This is a genomic window from Streptomyces sp. NPDC014870 (genome assembly GCF_043081505.1).
Classification (GTDB): Bacteria; Actinomycetota; Actinomycetes; order Streptomycetales; family Streptomycetaceae; genus Streptomyces.
The window spans coordinates 634,887-649,815 of sequence record NZ_JBIBWQ010000003.1; the positions used below are offsets into that span (position 1 = coordinate 634,887).

The 14,929-nt window shown below is 70.9% G+C and carries 20 protein-coding genes; 14 read left to right on the forward strand and 6 right to left on the reverse strand.

Annotated elements, in window-relative coordinates; translation table 11 throughout:
• The first annotated feature begins 72 nt into the window (after positions 1–72).
• The 6 genes from nhaA (at position 73) to ACF09C_RS11630 (ending at position 5,031) form a co-directional block, all read left to right on the forward strand.
• Positions 73–1,371, forward strand: a complete 1,299-nt coding sequence (gene nhaA, locus ACF09C_RS11605; RefSeq protein ID WP_392091174.1) for a Na+/H+ antiporter NhaA — start codon at positions 73–75, stop codon at positions 1,369–1,371.
• On the forward strand, positions 1,368–1,637 hold the full coding sequence (locus tag ACF09C_RS11610) for a hypothetical protein (protein WP_392091175.1): 270 nt from the start codon (positions 1,368–1,370) through the stop codon (positions 1,635–1,637). The genes nhaA and ACF09C_RS11610 overlap by 4 nt, the downstream gene beginning before the upstream one ends.
• A 315-nt stretch (positions 1,638–1,952) precedes the next feature.
• On the forward strand, positions 1,953–2,831 hold the full coding sequence (locus ACF09C_RS11615) for a hypothetical protein (protein ID WP_392091176.1): 879 nt from the start codon (positions 1,953–1,955) through the stop codon (positions 2,829–2,831).
• Between the two features lie 202 nt (positions 2,832–3,033).
• Entirely contained in the window at positions 3,034–4,296 is a 1,263-nt protein-coding gene (locus tag ACF09C_RS11620; RefSeq protein ID WP_392091178.1) for a cation:proton antiporter, read from the forward strand.
• A complete protein-coding gene (locus ACF09C_RS11625; protein ID WP_392091179.1) occupies positions 4,283–4,735 on the forward strand; it encodes a hypothetical protein in 453 nt (150 codons plus the stop codon). The genes ACF09C_RS11620 and ACF09C_RS11625 overlap by 14 nt, the downstream gene beginning before the upstream one ends.
• A gap of 32 nt (positions 4,736–4,767) precedes the next feature.
• Positions 4,768–5,031: a hypothetical protein gene (locus ACF09C_RS11630; protein WP_392091180.1), complete on the forward strand. Its 264-nt coding sequence runs from the start codon at positions 4,768–4,770 to the stop codon at positions 5,029–5,031.
• Between the two features lie 6 nt (positions 5,032–5,037).
• Here the strand turns inward: ACF09C_RS11630 and ACF09C_RS11635 are convergent, their stop codons facing one another.
• On the reverse strand, positions 5,038–5,523 hold the full coding sequence (locus tag ACF09C_RS11635; RefSeq protein ID WP_392091181.1) for a nitroreductase family deazaflavin-dependent oxidoreductase: 486 nt from the start codon (positions 5,521–5,523) through the stop codon (positions 5,038–5,040).
• Between the two features lie 104 nt (positions 5,524–5,627).
• On the opposite strand from ACF09C_RS11635, the gene ACF09C_RS11640 reads away from it, so the two are divergent.
• Complete coding sequence (locus ACF09C_RS11640) at positions 5,628–6,323, forward strand: hypothetical protein (RefSeq protein ID WP_392091183.1); 696 nt, start codon at positions 5,628–5,630, stop codon at positions 6,321–6,323.
• On the opposite strand, the gene ACF09C_RS11645 is transcribed toward ACF09C_RS11640, so the two are convergent.
• Positions 6,242–6,772, reverse strand: a complete 531-nt coding sequence (locus ACF09C_RS11645) for a MarR family winged helix-turn-helix transcriptional regulator (protein ID WP_392091184.1) — start codon at positions 6,770–6,772, stop codon at positions 6,242–6,244. The genes ACF09C_RS11640 and ACF09C_RS11645 overlap by 82 nt on opposite strands.
• Before the next feature lie 35 nt (positions 6,773–6,807).
• Entirely contained in the window at positions 6,808–7,806 is a 999-nt protein-coding gene (locus tag ACF09C_RS11650; protein WP_392091186.1) for a PP2C family protein-serine/threonine phosphatase, read from the reverse strand.
• Between the two features lie 430 nt (positions 7,807–8,236).
• Here ACF09C_RS11650 and ACF09C_RS11655 point away from each other — a divergent pair, with 430 nt between their 5' ends.
• From ACF09C_RS11655 to ACF09C_RS11665, 3 genes are all read left to right on the forward strand, one after another.
• Positions 8,237–9,499 (forward strand): molybdopterin-dependent oxidoreductase, encoded by a 1,263-nt coding sequence (locus ACF09C_RS11655; RefSeq protein WP_392091420.1) that lies wholly within the window; start codon positions 8,237–8,239, stop codon positions 9,497–9,499.
• A gap of 5 nt (positions 9,500–9,504) precedes the next feature.
• Positions 9,505–10,008: a hypothetical protein gene (locus ACF09C_RS11660; RefSeq protein WP_392091421.1), complete on the forward strand. Its 504-nt coding sequence runs from the start codon at positions 9,505–9,507 to the stop codon at positions 10,006–10,008.
• A gap of 101 nt (positions 10,009–10,109) precedes the next feature.
• Entirely contained in the window at positions 10,110–10,439 is a 330-nt protein-coding gene (locus tag ACF09C_RS11665; RefSeq protein WP_392091187.1) for a TfoX/Sxy family protein, read from the forward strand.
• A gap of 48 nt (positions 10,440–10,487) precedes the next feature.
• On the opposite strand, the gene ACF09C_RS11670 is transcribed toward ACF09C_RS11665, so the two are convergent.
• Positions 10,488–10,937 carry an SRPBCC family protein gene (locus tag ACF09C_RS11670; RefSeq protein WP_392091188.1) on the reverse strand — a complete coding sequence of 150 codons (450 nt, stop codon included), beginning with the start codon at positions 10,935–10,937 and terminating at the stop codon, positions 10,488–10,490.
• A gap of 17 nt (positions 10,938–10,954) precedes the next feature.
• Entirely contained in the window at positions 10,955–11,374 is a 420-nt protein-coding gene (locus tag ACF09C_RS11675; RefSeq protein WP_392091189.1) for an SRPBCC domain-containing protein, read from the reverse strand.
• 105 nt (positions 11,375–11,479) lie between these two features.
• Between ACF09C_RS11675 and ACF09C_RS11680 the strand changes: the two genes are divergently transcribed.
• Together ACF09C_RS11680 and ACF09C_RS11685 are read left to right on the forward strand one after the other, a co-directional pair.
• On the forward strand, positions 11,480–11,788 hold the full coding sequence (locus ACF09C_RS11680) for an ArsR/SmtB family transcription factor (RefSeq protein ID WP_392091190.1): 309 nt from the start codon (positions 11,480–11,482) through the stop codon (positions 11,786–11,788).
• On the forward strand, positions 11,788–12,255 hold the full coding sequence (locus ACF09C_RS11685; protein WP_392091191.1) for an SRPBCC domain-containing protein: 468 nt from the start codon (positions 11,788–11,790) through the stop codon (positions 12,253–12,255). Before ACF09C_RS11680 ends, ACF09C_RS11685 begins: the two co-directional genes overlap by 1 nt.
• Here ACF09C_RS11685 and ACF09C_RS11690 read toward each other — a convergent pair.
• Positions 12,177–13,625 carry a glycosyltransferase 87 family protein gene (locus tag ACF09C_RS11690; protein WP_392091192.1) on the reverse strand — a complete coding sequence of 483 codons (1,449 nt, stop codon included), beginning with the start codon at positions 13,623–13,625 and terminating at the stop codon, positions 12,177–12,179. The genes ACF09C_RS11685 and ACF09C_RS11690 overlap by 79 nt on opposite strands.
• Before the next feature lie 221 nt (positions 13,626–13,846).
• Between ACF09C_RS11690 and ACF09C_RS11695 the strand changes: the two genes are divergently transcribed.
• Both ACF09C_RS11695 and ACF09C_RS11700 read left to right on the forward strand, forming a co-directional pair.
• Positions 13,847–14,410: an RNA polymerase sigma factor gene (locus ACF09C_RS11695; protein ID WP_392091193.1), complete on the forward strand. Its 564-nt coding sequence runs from the start codon at positions 13,847–13,849 to the stop codon at positions 14,408–14,410.
• Entirely contained in the window at positions 14,407–14,904 is a 498-nt protein-coding gene (locus tag ACF09C_RS11700) for a transmembrane transport protein (protein ID WP_392091194.1), read from the forward strand. Before ACF09C_RS11695 ends, ACF09C_RS11700 begins: the two co-directional genes overlap by 4 nt.
• Positions 14,905–14,929: the final 25 nt, after the last annotated feature.

Consider the following 14,929-nt stretch of genomic DNA (forward strand, 5'->3'; position numbering starts at 1 on the left):
TGCCGGGAAGTCTGGTCGGCGTCCGAGGGGCCTTTGCGCCCATCTGTCGACATGCCCCGGAGGCTTCCCCTCATGACCCAGGCACGCCCGCGCAAGACCGTCTTCGGACTCCTGCCCTGGCCCGAACGCCAGGCGGTGGCCGAGGCCCTGCGGACCGAGACGGTCGGTGGATTGGTCCTCCTCGCGGCGGCCGTCGTTGCCCTCGTCTGGGCGAACAGCCCGTGGAGCGAGGCGTACGAGTCCGTAAGGGACTTCCACTTCGGCATCCCCGCCCTGGGTCTGGACCTGTCGGTCGCTCACTGGACCGCAGACGGACTCCTCGCGATCTTCTTCCTGGTCGCCGGCATCGAGCTGAAGCGCGAACTCGTCGTCGGCGAACTGCGCACCCCCGCCACGGCGGCCCTCCCCGTGATAGCCGCCCTGTGCGGCATGGTGGTACCGGCGGGCGTCTACACCTTCATCGCCGCGTCTGGTGGCGGAAGTCTCGACGGCTGGGCCGTCCCCATGGCCACCGACATCGCCTTCGCCCTCGCCGTCCTGGCCGTCATCAGCACCCATCTGCCCTCCGCCCTGCGGGCGTTCCTGCTCACCCTCGCCGTCGTCGACGACCTCGGCGCCATCCTCATCATCGCGATCTTCTTCACCAGCGACCTCAACTTCTGGGCCCTGGGCGGAGCCTTCGCCGGCTTGGTCCTCTTCTACGCCCTCCAGCGCCTCCGCGTGCGCGGCTGGTGGTGGTACGTGCCCCTCGGCCTCACCATCTGGGCGCTGATGTACAACTCCGGCGTCCACGCCACCGTCGCCGGCGTCGCCATGGGCCTCATCCTCCGCACCACCCGCGACAAGGGCGAAGCCGTGTCCCCGGGTGCGCGTGTCTCCCACCTCGTCCACCCCTTCTCCGCGGGCGTGGCCGTCCCCCTCTTCGCCCTCTTCGCCGCAGGAGTCGGCATCTCCGGCGCCGCGCTCACCCACGTCTTCACCGATCCGGAGCCCCTCGGGGTCTTCTTCGGCCTCGTCGTCGGCAAGGTCCTCGGCATCTTCCTCGGCACCTACCTCGCCGCCCGCTTCACGCGCGCCCAACTCAACCCCGACCTCGCCTGGGCCGACGTCCTCGGCCTCGCCACCCTGGCCGGCATCGGCTTCACCGTCGCCCTCCTCATCGGCGAACTCGCCTTCCCCGACGCCGCCGCGGCCGAGCACATCAAGGCCGCCGTCCTGCTCGGCTCCCTCACCGCCGCCGTCCTCGCCGCCGTGTTCCTGCGTCGCCGCAACACCCTGTACCGGCGCCTGTGGGAGGACGAGGAGCGCGACGACAACGCGGACGGCATCCCCGACATCTACCAGACAGGGCCAGCAGGCGGCGGCCGGTGACCACGGGGGACGCGGGACCGGCACTTCTCGGCACGGCTGTCGTGGTGGCCATCCTGGTCATCCGCACCGCCATACGAGAGATGCGGGAGCCCGGGAGCGCCCGCCGCGAGTGGGCCGCCCTCCGACAACGGCGGTCCCTGGCCATCGCCGCCGCCACGGCCCTGGTCCTCGGCACAGTGGGCTGGGCGCAGTCCGGACCGGCAGCCGCCCCATGGGCCGTCCTCGCCGGGCTCCTGGCAGCTCGGATCTTCAGCAGCGGAAAGTGACTGATGATGTTTCAGGTCGTGTGGATCGTGCTGTGTACGGCCAGCCTGGTGCCCATCGGGATGGCCTCGCCACATCGCGCTGAATCCGGAACCGACGGGGCAGCAAGAGCGCTGCCGGGTCGATAGGGCGGCAACCTGCGACCGGCGAGTTCGTCGGCCGCGCAACGATCAGACGGGGTGGAAGTCATCAGCACACGCGCGAAAGCAGTCATCGGAGTGCTCCTCATGGTGCTCGCGGGCGGTGTTCTGTTCCGTGTCGCGGGCGGAGCGGATGAGGCTTCGGGGGACGATCTGGAGGGTGCCTGCCGTGGGTTGATGGCAACGGACGAGGCCCGCGCCTTCTTCTCAGGAGCGGACCTGAAGGCCCGCGGCCACACCTCCGAATGGGTCGGGCACGATGTCGAGCGGTGCTCCGTCTGGGCGCGCTCGGACGCGAGCGGTCCGGTCCTGCGCCTGCAGATCCGGCCAGTGGCGGCCCACCGGACCAGCGGAGCCGCCGAGGAGGCGTCGGCGACCCCGCTCGGTCACGGCTGGAACGGCTCGTTCCTCATACGCAAGAACCCGGAGGCCGCCGTGCTCGTGGACTGCGACTCCCTTCCGGGCAAAGGACTGCTGGTTCTGACCGAGTCGGCTGAGGATGTCGAGGACCTGTCCGAGCAGCAGGTAATCCAGGTGGCGCGCTTCGCGACCGAGAGCGCCCGTCTCGCGGCGAAGCACTTCGGTTGCCAGGGCACCCTGGGTGAGCGTCCCGCGCGGGTCGACCGGACCGACTGGCAGAAGCGGAGCCCCGCCTCGGCTGCTGGGACGTGCCGAGGCGTGGTGGACACCCGTGCCGCGAGCCGGGCCGGAATCACCACGGTCACGGAGAAGCCGGCCGGGCGGGCGCTGACCGAGTCGTGCTCGGTGGAGACCGCCGGGGGAGGTCGCTACCGTCTGACCGCGTACTACGGGGCGTCGGCCAAGCAGGAGATCCATCTGGACACCCGGTACCCAGGCAGCGTGAAGGGCGCGCTGATGCGCCCGCACACGTGCCGTGGGGCCATGGAGACGGCGTACTACAAGCTCGTCCACTACAGGCCGTCCGGTGCGTCGGACAGCGCCGAACCGGCTGGGCGAGGAGCCGTCGGCGACCCGCAGAAGTTGCTGGAGCGCTTCGCCGCCGCATCTGCCGAGAGGCACGGTTGCCCACGGTAAGTACAGATCGGCTGCCGAGTACGAGATAGGCAGCGGCGAACTTGCCGAGCACCGGCAAGTTCGCCCTGTTTCTCGTTGCGTGTCAAGGGCCTGTCAATAATGCGTAAGGAACGTATAAGGTCGGTAGCGGTGTGCCGGGAAGTCTGGTCGGCGAACAGAGGAGACGTCTCTGTTCTCAGCTGCCGACAGGGGGACTTCTGCCATGGTGCTCGTTGCCGTCTTCGGAGCCGCGCTGCTCATCGCAGTCCTGCTCTCCGGGCTCGCGGCCCGGACCGTACTGTCCACGTCGCTGCTCTTCCTGGTCGGCGGGGCGCTGGTCAGCGACGGGTTCCTCGGGCTGATCCACATCACGCCCGAGAGCGAGATCGTGTCGGTCACGGCCGATCTCGCTCTGTTCGCCGTGCTGTTCACGGACGGCATGCACGTCTCGTTCGCGAAGCTGCGCGCCAACTGGCGCAACCCGGTACGGGCCTTGGGGCTGGGGATGCCGCTCGCCTGCGTGGGGATGGCTCTGATCACCCACTACCTCGTGGGTCTGGACTGGACGACGTCCTTCCTCGTCGGAGCCGTTCTCGCACCGACCGACCCGGTGTTCGCCTCGGCGATCGTGGGCCGCAAGGAAGTTCCCGCCAGGCTGCGTGAACTCCTCAACGTGGAAAGCGGCATCAACGACGGGCTCGCCCTCCCGGTCGTCCTGATCCTCATCGCCGTGGCCGGCCCGACCTCGCCGCACGCCGAGGCGTCTTTCGGGAAGATCGGTCTGGAGCTGGGGCTCGGTCTCGCCTTCGGCGTGGCTCTGCCGCTGCTCGTCAACTTGCTCACCCGGGTGAGGTTCCTCGGCGCCGAGCCGAAGCTCCAGCCGCTGCTGCCGCTGGCCACCGGCGTCATCCTCTACGCGGCCTGTCACCTCACCCACGCCAACCCCTACCTCGCCGCCTTCTCCGCGGGTGCGGTTCTCGCAGCTGTCTCGCCCGAGTCGCACAAGGCGTTCGAGCCGCTGGGCGAGTCGCTCGCGGAGCTCGCCAAGTTCGCGGCCCTGCTGGTGTTCGGCGCACTGCTCACCCCGCAGCTCTTCGGGGAGCTGTCGCTCGGCGGGTACGTGGCCGTGGTCCTCGCGATCGTGCTGGTCCGGCCGGGTTCGCTGCTGCTGTCGCTGTGGGGCACGCGGATCGACCGCAGGGAGAAGCTGGTCGCGGCCTGGTTCGGTCCGAAGGGCTTCGCGTCGGTCGTCTACGGCCTCCTGGTCCTTCAGGCCGGCATCCCGCAGGGGCACGAGGCGTACACGCTGATCGCCGTCTGCATCGCCTTCTCGATCATCGCCCACAGCAGCACGGACGTCCCGATCGCCCGTCTCTTCCACGTCGACGACCTCGTCGAGGCCGGCGGGGAGCGGACGCAGGTTCGCTCGGACGCCGCCGACAGGGAGGCCGCCGACGCGGAGGCGGGCGCCCATGCGCGCACGTGACCTCGCCAGGCGGTGCGCCTCTCTGTCCGCCGACGAGCCGGTCCTCCGGGCCGTCGAGCTGCTGGCGGACGAGGGCGCGGCCGAGATCGTGGTGGTGACCGGCGAGGGGCACCCCTTCGCGATCCTGGAGGGCCGTCACATCCTGGCCGGAACCCTCCCCGACGCGGTGCGCGACGACCATCTGCGAGCCATTGTCGTGGCCGACCGCCTCGATCACGAAGTCCGTTCGAGCATGGCCACGTTGACGGTCGCCGACGTGTTGCCCAGACGCCGGCCCGCCCTCGCGCTCGTCAGCCCCCATGCCTCGCCGCTGCAGATGTCCGCCGTCATGGCCCGGACCGGCAGCACCGTCGTCGCGGTCGTCGAGTACGACGGCGACGAGCGCCCGCACCTGCTGGGGACCGTCACGGCGGCCACGCTGCTCGCGCATTTCCGCTGACGGCCTCGGCACCCGACCACCAAGGAGCACGCGTGAACAACGACGACGAGCCCGTCTTCAAGAAGAGTGCATGGGGGACGAACCGCTACTACTACAACCCGAACAACCCCATCGGTCTCTTCCTGATCTTCGCCAGCGTGGCCCTGGTCATCGTGAGGATGGTGATGATGGAGAACCGCGCGGGCCCGTTCGCGCCGCCCGCCACTCCCACCTGGAGCCCGCCCGCGTACGACGAGTCGTGGACCTTCTCGCCTCGTCCACAGGCCCCGAGCTCTGCGCCTTCCGCGCAGCCGTGAGAGGCGTCAGCGGTCTGCGGCCTCCAGCCGGACGAACGGGATCCGCTCACCCGCCGCGCGGTAGGCGGCCTCGCTGCCGTCGACCGTGAAGCCCATGTAGTGGCAGAGGGTCCGTGCGGCCCGTGGGTGCCGGCGGGCGTACTCGGCCATGACCCGCCCGCCCTCCTCGGGGGAGGGGAAGCGCGCGGTGACCACCTGGTATCGGCGACCGAACTGGATCGTCGCCTGGGGCGTGTGGCGGAGGTTCCGGTACCACTGGGCGTCCGGGCCGAATCCGGAGGCGACGGTCCACGTGCCCTGGTCGCCGTCGTGGGCGACCACTTCCAGGACCACCTCGCGTGATCGGCCGGACGTCCGGCCCGTGTGGATGAGGAGCAGCAGTCGCCCTCGGAACAGCGGGCCGAGACCGCCGCGGAAGAGGCTCACCGGGAGCCGGAGGAGGCGGCGCCTCCAGCCGGAGGGAGGACGGGGGCGCTGGGGTGCGGTTCGCATGCGGCGGCTCTCCTGCGCGGCTATGGCTACCGGGCGGCGTCGGTTCGATAACAGCTGGTGGGCGGGTGTTACTCGATGAGGCGGAACCATTGCATAGTCTAAAGGTGAGGGCGTGGGCACGACTGAGCGACAGGCTCCTCGGCTCCGCCGCATACGAGGGCAGCCCTCCGCTGTGGTTGGTGACCGAGGGTCTCGTCGTCGCCGCCACAGGCGCCGCCCTGGTGGCCGCTTCCGGTGCCCTGGCCGTTCTCGCCGGCTTGTCTCCCGCCCAGGCCACAGCCGCTGTCGCGGTGGCCGTGGCCGCCGTCGCGCTCTACCTCCTGATCACGCGAGCGGGGCACCTGCTGGTGGCGGGGACCGCGCTACTCGGGATCCTGCTCTCCCCCGGCGTCTCGGGGGTAGCCACGGAGGCCGTGCTGACCGGGGCAGGGCGCACCCAGGACGTGGTCGTAACGGCAGTCGCCCACGAGCCGGCGGGCAGCCCCGCGTACTACTGCTCCGTCCGCCACCAGGACGGCGCTCCCGTCGGGGCCAGGCTGTGGCGGGGATGCGGCCCCACCGTGGCCCCAGGAGACCTGATCGGCATGGTCTACGACCCGGCGGGGAGAGTGGCTCCGCGCGGGATCGAAGGTCCCGGCGCGCTGCTGTGGGGACTCGCCAGGGCGGCCATGCTCCTTCTGACCTTCGCCGTGGTCTGCTTCGTCGCCGTCGTGCGGTCCTACTGCGTGCCGCCGTCCGCCCAGTCGGACCACCCGAGGGGGTGGGGGCCCACGTCCCCGTCCCCGAAGGCCGGTTCCTGACCGGCGGAGTTGAAGGCGCCGAGAGCCTCCACGAGGGCGCTGCGTTGAGCGGGCTCGAGGCGACGGAGAATGGCCGTGATCTCCGTACGACGCCGGGAGGTCACATCCTGGACGACGCGGCTCCCCTCCTCGGTGAGGCGCAGGACGGTCTCGCGGCGGTTGTCCTGGTTCGTCCGACGGTCCATCAGGCCGGAGGCGATCAGCCGGTCCACCATCCGCATGGCGGTGGAAGGCTTTACGCCGAGGTGGTCGGCCAGCGCCACGAGCTTCGACGGACCGCGGGTGGACAGCACCACGAGCATCCGGAACTGCGGCAGGGTGATGCTCTCCTCGACCGTCGCCAACGACCGGGCCGAGACCGCCACCAGCAACCGCGATGCCGTGAGCACGGCACGCGTCACGGCTTCGATGTCATCCTGGGCCGGGTCGGTCTCCTCGTGCTCTCGCATACGAACCTTTGTACCGTGCGCCGGGAGAGCGGTCGTCATGCGCGGTAGCGCAGCAGCAGCATGGCGGCATCGTCCCCGAGCGGACCGCCGGCGTGCGCGACGATGTCGCTGTGCAGGGCGTCGAGGGCGAGTTCGGGGCTGTCGGCCTCCAACAGGTGGAGCCGGGAGTCCAGGGGGTAGAACTCTCCCCGCCCGTCCCGGGCCTCCGTGACACCGTCCGTGTACAGCAGAAGCTGGTCGCCGGGGTGGAACGCCGTACTCAGCGTCTCGGGGGACTGCGCTCCATGTATGCCGAGCCCGAGAGGCATCGCTCGTGTCTCCGGCGCGAGGAACCGAGCCGTCCCGTCGGCGTGGACCAGCAGCGGGGACGGATGCCCGTAGTTGAGCAGCGCCACGGTCCGGTCCTCCCGGATCTCGGCGATCACCGCGGTGACGAACCGCTCCCCGCACAGAGCTCGGTTCATCGCCCGCTCCAACCGGGTGCTGACGCCCGTGAGGTCGGGCTCGTCGTGAGCGGCTTCCCGAAAGGCGCCGAGCACGTCGGCCGCCGTCTCCACGGCGTCGAGCCCCTTCCCCTGGACGTCGCCGACGATGACCCGTACGCCTCCGGGCGAGGTCACCACCTCGTACAGGTCCCCGCCGATACGGGCCTCGGCGACGGCGGCCGTGTACGAGACAGCGACACTCAGCTTTCCGGCGGTGCGGGGCACGGGGCGGAGCAGAACCCGCTGTGCCACCTCGGCGATCGAGCGGACACTGGCCAGCTCCGCCTCGCGGCGCCTGCGCATCACGGCGGCGACCAGACCGGCGGCGGTGACCCCGGCCACCGACACCAGCGCCGTCGTCCCGCGCCGCCCCGGAAACAGGCCGTCGTACCAGCCGAGTGCCAGGCACAGCACGAGAGCTAGCGCCCCGATCGCGGCGGTGCGGCGCGGTCCGCCGGTGAGTCCGGCGAACGCGGGTCCCAGTGCGACCAGGGGCAGCAGACCGACGGTGGGCCCCGCAGTGACGTCGGCCAGCGCCGTGACTGCCATGACGAGATAGGGAAGGACGGACAGAGCGCGAGTTCCGGGCGGCGGCAGGTCGGACAAGATGCTCCCCGGGATCGGGCGGTGGCACCCTTGGGGCCCGCCCGGCACGTTCCGTGCGGCGGACCCCGGCGAGAGCGCCTGGCTACCTTTAGCCTATGCAACGATCCTGTGTGCGTCGGGCCGCGTTCGCGCAGGGGTTACCGAATCGATTCCCGCGTCGGAACCAGATGTGTGCCAGCCCATGGGAGGTCAAGGGGAGCCTCGGGCGGGCGTGTCATGGCCCCGGTCCGCCCTCCGGTGCGGGATGTTCGTCCCGGCGACTGCGATGTGCGGAGGTGTCCCGGTGGAGGAGAGCGACGGCAAGCGGAATCGGCCCGAGCCTCCGTCCCGGGCGCCGTCGGAGCCTCCGAAGGGGCCGGCTCCGCTGACGCGTCTGCGGGCTGCCGTGTCGGTGCCGCCGCCGGGGTCGTCGCGGCCGGAGTTCTGGCGCAGCCCGCTGCGGGGGCTGTGGCTGACCGCCGTGCTCGGGCTCGTCCTGCTGGTCGGCATCACGCTGCTCTTCGTGACGGGCCTGGTGTCGTACGCCGCGTACAACCCGGATCTGTCACCGGTCAACGACCAGACGCCGGACAAGGGGTGGCTCGGCTTCTACCTGTTCTCCTGGCCGACCTCGCCGTACTGGCTCTACCGGGTGAACCAGGGCGTGCACGTGGTCCTGGGCGTCGTTCTCGTGCCGGTGCTGCTGGCGAAGTTGTGGTCGGTCATCCCCAAGCTGTTCCAGTGGCCGCCCGTGCGGTCGGTCGGCCACGGCATCGAGCGTCTCTCCCTGCTCCTGCTGGTGGGTGGCGCGCTCTTCGAGTTCGCCACCGGCATCCTCAACGTGCAGCTGCACTACATCTTCCCGGGCTCCTTCTACGTCCTGCACTTCTACGGGGCGTGGGTGTTCATCGGGGCCTTCGTCGTGCACGTGGCCTTCCGGCTGCCGCGTGCCCTGCGCGCGGTGAGGTACGGACGCGAGCTGCCGGAAGCCGGTACGGAGGAAGCGGCCGGACTCAAGTCGCCCCGGCCGGCGCCGCCGACCATCTCAAGGCGGGGCGCCCTGGGCATGGTCGGACTGGGGTCCCTGGCGCTGTTCGTGGTGACGGCCGGGCAGAGCGTGGGCGGCTGGTGGCGCCAGACGGCGCTGCTCGCCCCGCACGGCACGGATCCCGGCTCCGGGCCGAACGGCTTCCAGATCAACAAGACCGCGGCGTCCGTGGGGATCCGGCCCGATGACATCGGCCCCGCCTGGCGGCTGACCGTACGCGGCGCGGGCCGCCAGGTCGTCCTGACCCGAGACGAGCTGCTGGCAATGGAGCAGCAGGAAGCGGCACTGCCCATTGCCTGCGTGGAGGGCTGGTCGACTCCGGACCAGCTGTGGAGCGGCGTTCGGCTCACGGACCTGGCCGCACTGGTCGGGCGGGGCACGGACACCCCACGGGCTTTGGTGGAATCGGTACAGCGGGGAGGGGCGTTCAGCTCGGTCGTGCTGAGGGACAACCAGGTACGCGACCACCGCTCGCTCCTGGCCGTACGCGTCAACGGAGCCGTCCTCTCGCAGGACCACGGCTACCCGGCCCGCGTGATCGTCCCCGGCGCGCCCGGCGTCCACAACACCAAGTGGGTCACCCGGATCACCTTCGGAGAGCCGGCATGAGCGCCATGGCCGTCTTCCGCCGCCGCTACGGAGCCTCCCCGCTCCACCTGCTCCTCGTGCTGGCCTCGTTCGCCCTCGCCGCCTACGCCGGGGTCCGACTGCTCAAGGGGGACACCCTGGGCGTGGCCCTGTGGTTCGTCGGGGCGGCACTCGTGCACGACCTTGTCCTGCTCCCCCTGTACGCGGTGACGGACCGGGCCGCGCAGCGCCTGTTCCGGGAGATCCCGGGACAGAGGCCGCCGAGGCCGAGCGTCAACTACGTGCGTGTCCCCGTCTTCGTCTCGGCGCTTCTGCTGTTGGTCTGGTGGCCGCTGATCCTGGGCCAGGTCGACCGCTACACGGCGTACACGGGGCTTCCGGCCGACGGGTTCCTGGGACGCTGGCTGCTGATCACAGCTGCCCTCTTCGTCGCCTCGGCAGCGACCCTCGTCGTCCGGAGGTGGCGTGAATCGGCGCCTCGACGACGTGCCGCACGACGTCAGCGCCGGGCGCGCCGCCCCGCGAAGTAACGGACACGCCGGCGCGGCGCCCCTTCGGACTGCGTGTCTCCCACCGGACCTGGCCGCTTCCCGGGCAGCGCGTCGCGGGGCCGTGCGGGAGAGTGGGTTCCATGACGTACGACGAAGGTCTGGCCCAGCGGATCAGGGAGCGGCTCGGTGAGCGGTCGGGCCTCACCGAGAAGCGGATGTTCGGCGGCCTGGCCTTCCTGCTGGGCGGGAACATGACCGTGGGCGTGGTCGGCGACGAGCTCATCGCCCGGGTGGGCCCCGAGCGCGCCGAGGAGGCGCTGGCCCGCCCGGAGGCCCGCCCGATGGACTTCACGGGCAAGCCGATGCGCGGCTGGGTGACCGTCGGCGGCCCCGCGCTCGGGGAGGATCAGGTCCTCGACCACTGGATCACCACGGCCGTGGGTTTCGCGAGCACGCTCCCGTCGAAGTGACCGCACGTGAGGCCACGCGACCGGGGACCCGATCTACGTCGCCCGGACTCAGGTGTTCCGCTCCAGGAGCGCCTTGAGGCGGGCCAGGTCCTTGTTCTGGGCGCGGCGCATCGCGGCTTCCATCACGGGGGCGGCCAGTGCGGCGAAGCCGCTGGGCTCGCCCCGGTTCCGCAGCGTCATGCGGGTGCGGTCGCCCGTTACCCCGTGCGGTTCCCACGCATAGGTGGTCTCCATGGGGAAGGGGCCCTCGCTCGTCCGCATCACCAGCCTTCGGCCGGGCTGGTAGGCGGTGATCTCGTAGGTGTAGGCGAGGCGCCGGCCGAGGAAGCGCGCGGTGAACGCGATGCGGGAGCCGATCGCGACGGGCGGCGGGGTCTGCCAGGCGACGGAGTCGATGTTGGCGTACCACTCCGGCGCGTGCGTGGGGTCGGCCGCGTAGGCGGCGACCCGGTCGGACGGGACGGCGATCACCGCCCCGGTCAGGACATCGACCTTCATCGGAATCCTCGGAATCCTCAGACCGTGAAGAAGGGCTTGGGCTCGCCCGTCTCGGCGTAGTCCTTCAGGCGGGTCATCAGGGTGCCCCAGGTCTCGCTGATCATCGGGATCTCGGGCTCGCCGTCCGGGAAGCCGGAGTGGGAGAAGGCGAGGCGGGTGCCGCCGCCGGGGGCGTCGGAGAGCTCCCACGTGATGGTGGTGCCGGCCCAGTGGGGCGGGAAGGCGCCGATGTTCACCCAGACGACGCGGTCCTCGTCGGCCCGGTCGCGGCGGAGCCGGAAGGGCTCGGGGATGCCGGGGAAGTTGAAGAAGAGGACGTCGTCCTTGCGGTTCACGTCGTTCGTCCACCAGCCGGTGAGGCCGTCGTGGGTGTTGAGCGCCTCCAGGACCGTGGCCCGGTCGGTGGCGACGTCGGTCTCGTAGGTGATGGCGGTCATGGAGTGCTCCTGCTCGTGCTGGGATCCCGTGGGGGGCTTATTTGAGTTCAGGCTAAAATAAGACCTTCGAGGCGGCAAGCTGAAGCCTCGACTAAAATTCGAGGCATGGACGCGGTACAGGTGATAGCCGAACCCAGGCGGCGCGAGATTCTCCGGCTGATCTGGGACGACGAGCTGTCCGCGGGGGACATCGCGGCACGTTTCGAGGTCACCTTCGGGGCGGTCTCCCAGCACCTCAAGGTGCTGCGGGACACCGGTCTCGTTACGCTGCGCAAGGACGGGACGAAGCGGTTCTACCGGGCGGACCGGGAGGTGCTGGGCCCGCTCGCCGACTACCTCCAGGCCATGTGGGCCACGAAGCTCGACACCCTGGCCCGGCTCGCCGAAGAGGCCGAACGGAACGAGACCTCCTGATGACGACACCCTCGCCCGCCACGGACACCGTCACCGTGGAACGGCACATCGCCGCCCGCCCCGAGACCGTCTTCGCTTTCTTCACCGACCGCGAGATGTGGCTGTCATGGATGGGCGCCGACGGCACCTTCTCCTTCGAACCCGGCGGCGCCTACCGCACCCGCGTCACCGGCGAGAATGTCGCCTCCGGCCGCTTCCTCACCGTGGACCCGCCCAGGCGGCTCGTCTTCACCTGGGGCTGGGAGACGGGCCCCATGCCCGTCCCGCCCGGATCCAGCACAGTGGAGATCACCCTCGAGCCCTCCGCCGGCGGCACCTTGCTGCGCCTGGTCCACAGTGGACTCCCCTCTCCGGAAGCGTGCGCCGCGCATGCCGAGGGCTGGCAGCACTACGTCGGCCGGCTCGCGGTTCGAGCCGAGGGTGGCGACCCGGGCGCCGATGCGTGGATGGAGCCGTCCTCGGGCTGACGCCCGCCGGTTCCGCGGTGCCGCCGCACGGCGGTGGCCGCGATGACGAGGAGGGCCGCGAGCCCGTACGCGATCGAGGCCGTCAGCTCCCGGTCGTCGAACGCCCGGCCGAAGACATAGACGGCTGGGCCCGCGAGGGCGAGGCCCAGCCACTCCCAGCGCCCGTCCAGTGCCGCGAGGGCGACCAGGAGGAGGGCGTACCAGGAGTAGCCGGGCGTGAGGAGGGCGAAGGCCCAGCCCGTGACCAGGAGTGCGCCGCTCCACGGCCGTTGCGGGTCACCGCGCCACATCACGTACAGGGACACGCCTGCCATGACGGCGAGGACCACGGGCAACGCCCAGCTGTCGGGCAGGACCAGGCGGAGGAGCGCGTATCGGGGTCCGGCGGCGGGGTCGTCGTAGCCTTCCTCCTCCACGTAGCCGCCCAGGTAGCCGAAGACGGACCCGTCCGAGAGGAGGACGTACGGGAGGTAGGCGAGCACGGTGAACGCGGCGGCGGGCAGCAGCACTGCGGTCGCGTCGCGGACGCGGCGGACTCCGGACAGCGCGCCCGGCAGCACGATGGCTGGCATGAGCTTGGTGGCGATGGCGGCACCGAGGACAAGCCCGCCGGCGGACCGGCGATGCGGGAGGACGGCGAGGAGTCCGAGTCCGATCACGGTCAGGAGCGCCCCGAGGACGTCCACATGCGTGTTGTTGACCGCCTCGATGGGCACGACGGGGCACCACGCCCAGTACGCGGCCCGGCGCGGGTCCGTACCCCTGCGACGCAGGATCAGCAGCACCGCACCGGTCACGCCCAGGGCGATCAGGCCGGAGCCGATCTGGAGGGGCTTGTGCCGGGCCCCCTCCGGGGAGAGCTGGTCGACGGCCAGGAAGTACGCCTCGGCGACGGGCGGGTAGATGGTGTGCACGGTGGGCCGGTTGAGACGTGTGCAGTGCGGTACAGGCCCGGCACCGGGGATACGGGCGCGGTCCGGGCCGGTGCAGGCCGCCCCCGTGGGAAAGAGCCATGAGTCGCGCAGCCGGATCAGCTCCGGGTCCTGCGGAGCGTGGTCGTAGGGGGAGACGCCGGCCGACTGGACGCGGCCGTCCCAGACGTAGCGGTACGAGTCGGTGCTGGTCCGGGGCTGCGCGACCAGGCCGGTTACCGTGACGGCGATGGCCCCGGCCGCGATCAGGGGTACGACGTGGGAGGACGGAACCCGCCGCAGCGCGAGCAGAGCACCGACGAACAGCACCCAGCACGCCGCGTACCACCAGAACAGCCCGCCGGGGTCGGCGAAATAGCCGTCGTACCGGACGGTGAGGACGAGGACCGTGGTGAGCGCGGCGAGGACCGTGGCGGTGAGGGCGGTGCGCGAGTTCACGACCGCAGCGTTCCAGGAACGGGCGCGGAAGTGCGGTCGGTCACCCTGTGTGTCCATGTTTCGTAAGGTGTTCAGGCCACCCACTGGGGCGTTGACGGGGCGCCATGGGCTTGGGCCTGTCTGAAGTCGTGATCAAGGGGTGAGATTCCTCCTACGGCCGGTGTTTCGACCGGATGCTCGGGATTCCGTGAACCTTTCCGCCCGGAATGCCGACTGTCTGTGTGACGGACGGTGCAGAGCAGGGAGGCGTGGTGGGCAGCGACGGGTTGCTGGTGGTGCGCTGCCAGCTTGGGGAGCGGGAGGCGTTCCGCGAACTGGTGGCCATGTGGCACCCCCCGCTGTGGCGCTATGTCCGGGGCATGGTCGGCTCGCCGCACCTCGCGGACGATCTTGCTCAGGAGGCGTGGGTCGCTGTGGTGCGCGGCCTGCCGCGGCTGCGGCAGCCGGAGCGGTTCGCCCCGTGGCTGTTCACCATCGCCCGGCGCACGGTCACCGACCATCTGCGGCAGACGTACAGGGCGCCGGAGACAGCCATGGAGGAGGCCACGACTGTCGTCGCCGACGACGAGCTCAGCGGTGTGCTCACCACGATGCAGATCGAGGCAGGTCTTGCTGGTCTGCCGCCCTTGGAGCGCGAGGTGCTGATCCTCTTCCATCTGGAGGACCTGCCGCTGGCTTCGTGTGCGGAGGTGCTCGGCGTACCGGCCGGCACGGTCAAGAGCAGGCTGCACCGCGCCCGGCGCATGCTGCGCAACCACCTTGCCGAGAAGGGATACGAGGCATGAGCGAGCAGAACCGCGCAGCGCAGCGGGCGGTGCCCGAGCAGCTGGAGCGCGTGCTGGCCACGGAGGTGTCACTGCGGTCCCGGCTGCGCCACGTGGCAGTGGGCCTGGCCGGGGGATGCGGCGCGGCCGTGATCGCGGTGCTGTGGGCCACCGAGCCGAATGCTCTGCCGGCGCGTACCCAGGCCGTCTTCGCCGGGCTGATCGCCATCGGGCTGGCCTGGGCCGTGTTCGCCGGCTGGGTGCTGAGCAGGCGTCGGCCATTGTTCGCCCGGGACCGGGTGCTGTCCGCCCGGATCGCGCTGGCGGCAACCGTGGTGACCGCCCTGGCCGGGGTGGCGCTGGCTGCAGTCCGCGGCAGCACCGCGGACCTGGTGGCCACCGCCGCGGGCGGGGTCGTCTTCACCGCCGCCGCGATGCTCACCCTGGTACGGGCGCGGCGCCGCCGACGCGAACTACTGCGACTGCGGGATGCCTTGCGACAAGACGCCCCCTGAACCACCGAATTCGCCCAATCCAAGA

Excerpts from the sequence above, each read along its gene's own strand:
- ACF09C_RS11685 (WP_392091191.1), top strand. The coding sequence starts at position 11,788 with ATGACGACACCCTCGCCCGCCACGGACACCGTCACCGTGGAACGGCAC.
- nhaA (WP_392091174.1), top strand. The coding sequence starts at position 73 with ATGACCCAGGCACGCCCGCGCAAGACCGTCTTCGGACTCCTGCCCTGG.
- ACF09C_RS11645 (WP_392091184.1), bottom strand. The coding sequence starts at position 6,772 with ATGCGAGAGCACGAGGAGACCGACCCGGCCCAGGATGACATCGAAGCC.
- ACF09C_RS11660 (WP_392091421.1), top strand. The coding sequence starts at position 9,505 with ATGGCCGTCTTCCGCCGCCGCTACGGAGCCTCCCCGCTCCACCTGCTC.
- ACF09C_RS11700 (WP_392091194.1), top strand. The coding sequence starts at position 14,407 with ATGAGCGAGCAGAACCGCGCAGCGCAGCGGGCGGTGCCCGAGCAGCTG.
- ACF09C_RS11650 (WP_392091186.1), bottom strand. The coding sequence starts at position 7,806 with ATGGCAGTCACGGCGCTGGCCGACGTCACTGCGGGGCCCACCGTCGGT.
- ACF09C_RS11680 (WP_392091190.1), top strand. The coding sequence starts at position 11,480 with ATGGACGCGGTACAGGTGATAGCCGAACCCAGGCGGCGCGAGATTCTC.
- ACF09C_RS11615 (WP_392091176.1), top strand. The coding sequence starts at position 1,953 with ATGGCAACGGACGAGGCCCGCGCCTTCTTCTCAGGAGCGGACCTGAAG.
- ACF09C_RS11665 (WP_392091187.1), top strand. The coding sequence starts at position 10,110 with ATGACGTACGACGAAGGTCTGGCCCAGCGGATCAGGGAGCGGCTCGGT.
- ACF09C_RS11635 (WP_392091181.1), bottom strand. The coding sequence starts at position 5,523 with ATGCGAACCGCACCCCAGCGCCCCCGTCCTCCCTCCGGCTGGAGGCGC.
- ACF09C_RS11620 (WP_392091178.1), top strand. The coding sequence starts at position 3,034 with ATGGTGCTCGTTGCCGTCTTCGGAGCCGCGCTGCTCATCGCAGTCCTG.
- ACF09C_RS11625 (WP_392091179.1), top strand. The coding sequence starts at position 4,283 with ATGCGCGCACGTGACCTCGCCAGGCGGTGCGCCTCTCTGTCCGCCGAC.
- ACF09C_RS11670 (WP_392091188.1), bottom strand. The coding sequence starts at position 10,937 with ATGAAGGTCGATGTCCTGACCGGGGCGGTGATCGCCGTCCCGTCCGAC.
- ACF09C_RS11675 (WP_392091189.1), bottom strand. The coding sequence starts at position 11,374 with ATGACCGCCATCACCTACGAGACCGACGTCGCCACCGACCGGGCCACG.